1 pseudogene is annotated in these 755 nt (G+C 68.3%); it reads left to right on the forward strand.

Annotated features, from left to right (window positions below):
• Positions 1–69: 69 nt before the first annotated feature.
• A pseudogene (locus tag MOX02_RS30855) lies at positions 70–755 on the forward strand (IS630 family transposase); the annotation flags it as partial.

Raw genomic sequence — 755 nt, forward strand, 5'->3', positions numbered from 1 at the left:
TTAGAGCAGATCCCGCACCGCTTGAGACGGGTTGGCGGATGGCACGTTGACGGGTGAAGGAGCTTGCCCATGCCTTCACCGTTGTCTGTGGACCTGCGCGAGCGTGTCGTGGCTGCCGTGGCGGCGGGTGCCTCCTGCCGTCGCGTCGCCGCTCGCTTCGGGGTCAGCGTGTCGAGCGCCAGCCGCTGGTCGGAGCGCTTCCGCAATGAGGGCCAACTCGCCTCCAAGCCGATGGGCGGCGATCACACCTCACAGCGGATTGAGGCGCATGCCGCGCTCATCCTGGCGACCTCGAAGCAGGAGCCGCGCCTCTTCCTGCGTGAGCTGCGCGACCGACTGGCCGAGCAGGGCGTGCAGACCAGCACGAGCGGGTTGTCACGCTTCTTCCAGCGGCACGGGATCAGCTGGAAAAAGGGGCGACGTACGCAGCTGAGCAGGAGCGCGCGGACGTAAGAGCGGCCCGCGAGGCTTGGTTTGAGGCCCAGCCCGAGCTCAATCCGGACCGGCTGGTGTTCTTGGACGAGACCGCGGCTGCCACCAACATGGCGCGACGCTACGGTTGGGCCCCGCGCGGCGAGCGCTGCCGGCTCGCAGCGCCGTGGGGGCATTACAAAACCACCACCATCACCGCCGCCCTGCGCACAAGCGGGCTGTGCGCCACCGCGCTTCTTGACGGTCCCACCAACGGCAGGCGCTTTCGCAGCTACGTCACCGAGACCCTAATCCCGGTGCTGCAGCCGGGCGACATCGTCGTC

The organism is Methylobacterium oxalidis (genome assembly GCF_007992195.1).
GTDB lineage: Bacteria > Pseudomonadota > Alphaproteobacteria > Rhizobiales > Beijerinckiaceae > Methylobacterium > Methylobacterium oxalidis.